We start from the raw sequence: 4,005 nt of genomic DNA, 5'->3' as shown, positions 1-4,005 counted from the left end.
AAATATTAAGTTCAATTTTATATATTAAGTTCAAAAGATATTAATTGAACTTAATCCAAAAAGTTGGATCATGAAATAGATCATCTGGTGACTTCGACAACCTAGGTTTGAATTTGGACCTTCATATCCGTAAATTTATCATCGACCGTTAGACACGGCCTTAGTAACCTAAGGTTCGTCTCGACGTATATTGCCAGTTGAAGGTCATCAAAGGAGAGAAGAGTCTGTACTTCAAGATTGAATCGATTAAAGATTGTCTACCCATCCATATCGTTTTTAATATCTACATAGTGAATGTGTATGTCGCACCTGAGATTGTATTCCCCAGGCACTCGTAGGGGGGTGGGGGCACGAACGAAAGCTCATCCTAACTTTCTGAAGTTTTTCTTGCGAGTCAGTTAGCGTTTGGTCACCGAGACTTTAAAAGCTTTCGGACATAAAAATCGCCCCATAAAAATTAGATTATCAGGTCCAACTTTTACGGGGCATCTAATATTCTGTGGTCTAAATATTAAGTGATTTACTGAAGTAATTATATAGTGTTAAACAATTTCGCCTCTGAAATTCAGAAAAATTGGGATGGGTTGACTGTATTCCCTGCACTTGTAGCTGAGTACGAATAGTTTCCTCGATGGACTTCAAAGTGTAAATGAGAACCGGTCGAATTTCCGGTACTCCCCATCGCACCGATGTTCTGTCCTCGGGTCACACGTTGTCCGGCGGAAACGGACAATGAGCTCATGTGAGCATAAAGGGTAGTCCAAACTTGACCGCCTATGACATGCGTAATGATGACATGATTTCCATAAGGTCCACCCCAGCCTGCTCGAGTTACAGTTCCTGTTTGAGCAGCCATAATAGGAGTTCCTACTGGTCCAGCTGTATCTAGTGCATTATGGAAGCTGTAGCCATTGGCCCCGCCTGCTGGACCCCATCCTTGGGTTACGATACCTGAGGTTGGACGTTGAAAAACTCCGCCACTTGTTGGAGAAGCGAGTGAATCCGTAGTCTTTGAAGTGTTTACCACTTTCTCAGAGTTTGGTGATTTTTCGAGAGAGGCTTTATTCTCGCTGATTTCATTTTTTTCGGCACTTTTTGCTTCTGCAGCTTTACGCGCAGCCTCTTTGGTACGAATTTTAGCTTGTTCTTCAAGCCTTTGGGCTTCAATCTCTGCTTGAATTGATTTTTCTTGTTCTTGAAGCGTCGATTCCATTTGTTGCAAGCTTACCAATTTAGATGTGAACTGGATTTTTTCGGCCTCTAATTTTTTTATTTGAGCAGCCCGCACTTTAATTTTGCCGTTCAATTTTTTCTGACTATTCTCTAGCTCTTCTTTTTGACTAATAAGCTTATCTTTTTCAGTGTCCAATTCAGCTTTAGCAATTTGAAGCTTATTTTTTGTTGATTGATATTCTTTGAAAAGTTCTTGATCATTTTCTTGAATCGTCCCTGCGGTGATCATGCGTGAAACCAGATCACCAAAGTCTTTTGAACCAAAAATAAATTCAGCCCAGTTTATAGAAGAACCACCTTTTTTTTGCATCGTGACCATGCGTTCTTCCATCAATGTCTTTTGAGAGCTCATTTTTTTCTGGAATTCTTTAATTTGAGTTTGAATCTGAGCAATTTTCTTTTGGGTTGTCCGAATTTCAGCCTTCTTCTGGGTGACCTCATTGATAATATCCTGTAACTCGGATTCCAAGTCATTCAGTTTCTGTTCTTCGAGTGTGATATCTTGTTCACGCTGCTGAATTGACGTATTAGCTTTACGTTGCTCTGTAGAATTTTGCGCTTGCTTCTGCTGGATATTTTTTTGTTTTTCAGTCAAGTTTAAAGCGTAAGAAGGGGATGCGCTTTGAACTAACATAACACCAAGTAAAGTTGAAGCTATAATTTTTTTCATGGTAAACAATGTTGTTGCCTCCGTAACTTATCTCTATTATAAAAAATGCGTTGCTGGATAAAAGTATTCGTATCATGATTAAAACTCGAACCGGAATCATTGTATCAATATTACTTCACCATCTATATTTCTATTTCTTTTCATTTCTATGTCAGTTGTTCTTTTGAGTTTATTGTCATTCGAGTATATCAAGAGAAATACTTATAATGCCATTTTGATGAGGAAATGAATGATGACCACTGAATTTAGGACATTTTGTCTCAAATTCAGTGGTCAAATCGTTTGTTAGTATTTGTTTGGTGTTTATTTAGTAGTAACTCTTCATAAATTTATCAATTCCTTTGGCGGTTGCTTTGATCATGTTACTTCCCGACATATAGGAGCGATCTACTGAGTTAGCAATAAAGCCATATTCGATGAGAGTAGAAGGTACCGTGTTTCTTCCTACCACATAGACATCTTGTCGCTTAACGCCTCGATTTTTAAAATCTGGAACGTTCATGGCGATTTCTTGATTAATTACTTCACCTAATCTGCGGCTAGCGTTCGCATATGGATTTGTGGTGTACGCGCTAGAAGTAGGGACGAGTGCTTCATGACCTGTAGCGAAAGAAGGTGAAGAATTAATGTGGACGCTTATGAAAGCGTCAGCATCAAGCCTTTCTGATAGATTGGTCCGCTCAACAAGTGACAAGTATCTATCATTTGAGCGCGTTAGTTTCACTTCATAAAGCTCATAGTTTTTCTTTAGTTCGTCGGCCACACGATTAGCAATGTTTAGGGTGAGTACTTTTTCTTGAACTGTACCGTTTGAAGTCACTGCACCAGCATCTCCCCCACCGTGTCCAGCGTCAATTAAAATCACGTGTTTGTTAGCTGGAATCACCGGTGATTTTATAGGAGTTTTTCCGGTAAATGGTTGCACAAAACCAGATGATACGTAACCGACTTGATTGTTATATCGCACCTTGTACCAACTGGCGCTTTTCGATATGACAGAAATCGAAGTGCCTGAGGGAATTGTTGTCAAAATAGATCCGTAACGACTCGCTTGGTTACGTAAATTAAGATTTTCGATAGTAATATATGTTGGATAAGTGGATAAAGAATCCCCCGGTGCCACTTGCACTATATAATGTCGAGCAGGTGTGAATCCTGTAATACCGTTATACATAACTTTTAACCAAGAACCCGTTGTGCCCGATTTTCCTAGTACAGTCACTTCAGTAGATGCTGGAATCGTAATAAGGACCTTTGAGTTCACTAAAGACATGCTTGAGCGAATCTCGGTCGTTTGCTTACTTCGTGACTTCATAGCCGAGGGCGATATGGTTACATACTGACTTGCCACATAGCCTTGAGTCCCATTGTATGATACTTTATACCAAGGGCCTGAGGCAGCATGGTACATTAGTGGGCTGGACTTTGGGATAGTCATTAAAACGGGTGATTTGACAGATGGGCCCTTACGCAGATTTAGTGAAGTTTTAGTTTTATATATTGTGTTTATTGAACTGACTGAATTTTTAGGTATAGGTTTTGGCGTCACGTACTTCGTTGAGACATAACCGATTTTTGAATTAAATGAAACTTTAAACCAGGATTTATCTTCTCCATATACACCTATCTTCTTAATGGTTTTTCCTTTTGGAATCGTCAAAAGGACTTTGCTTTTTGAAGAGAACGAGGAACGCAAATTCAAATTTTCAGTTGTTATGAATAGAGATTCCTCTGCATGTACGACGTTTAGGACGTTAACACTAGTTAAAAGCTTAAAGGGATAGAAAAAAGAAGTTAATAAAGCCAAGGAAATTACTAAGCTTATTCGAAATTTATGTTTAGACTTCATAATAGACTCCTTATATGTAGTTTTTTTGGTTGTAAAGACCCATGAATGGTTTTTTACTATCTGTATGGTACTTATCCTTTAAATATTAGTCATTCTATGCAACGATTATTGGCTTTCGTCTATCTACAGTTAAAAGTTTTCTTGCCCTGTTTTAAAATGCACTATTATTAAGGGGAATAGACGTATTTTAAGAAATAAATTGGCCCTCCTTTCATCTGCATAAAAGTTTAGTTGCATGAATGTGTTAGAATGT

2 protein-coding genes are annotated in these 4,005 nt (G+C 38.5%); both read right to left on the bottom strand.

Annotated elements, in window-relative coordinates; all coding sequences use genetic code 11:
* Positions 1–565: 565 nt before the first annotated feature.
* Positions 566–1,903: a murein hydrolase activator EnvC family protein gene (locus tag DPV68_RS14645; RefSeq protein ID WP_114167501.1), complete on the bottom strand. Its 1,338-nt coding sequence runs from the start codon at positions 1,901–1,903 to the stop codon at positions 566–568.
* A 307-nt stretch (positions 1,904–2,210) separates the two neighbouring features.
* The gene (locus tag DPV68_RS14640; RefSeq protein ID WP_081828362.1) at positions 2,211–3,752 is read right to left on the bottom strand and encodes an N-acetylmuramoyl-L-alanine amidase; all 1,542 of its coding nucleotides are present in this window, start codon (positions 3,750–3,752) and stop codon (positions 2,211–2,213) included.
* Between the last annotated feature and the right edge of the window lie 253 nt (positions 3,753–4,005).

It is taken from the genome of Exiguobacterium sp. TNDT2, from assembly GCF_003331145.1.
Classification (GTDB): Bacteria; Bacillota; Bacilli; order Exiguobacteriales; family Exiguobacteriaceae; genus Exiguobacterium.
The sequence above is the reverse complement of the archived record's forward strand: the minus strand, read 5'-3'. Positions and strand labels throughout refer to the sequence as shown.

Excerpts from the sequence above, each read along its gene's own strand:
- DPV68_RS14640 (WP_081828362.1), bottom strand. The coding sequence starts at position 3,752 with ATGAAGTCTAAACATAAATTTCGAATAAGCTTAGTAATTTCCTTGGCT.
- DPV68_RS14645 (WP_114167501.1), bottom strand. The coding sequence starts at position 1,903 with ATGAAAAAAATTATAGCTTCAACTTTACTTGGTGTTATGTTAGTTCAA.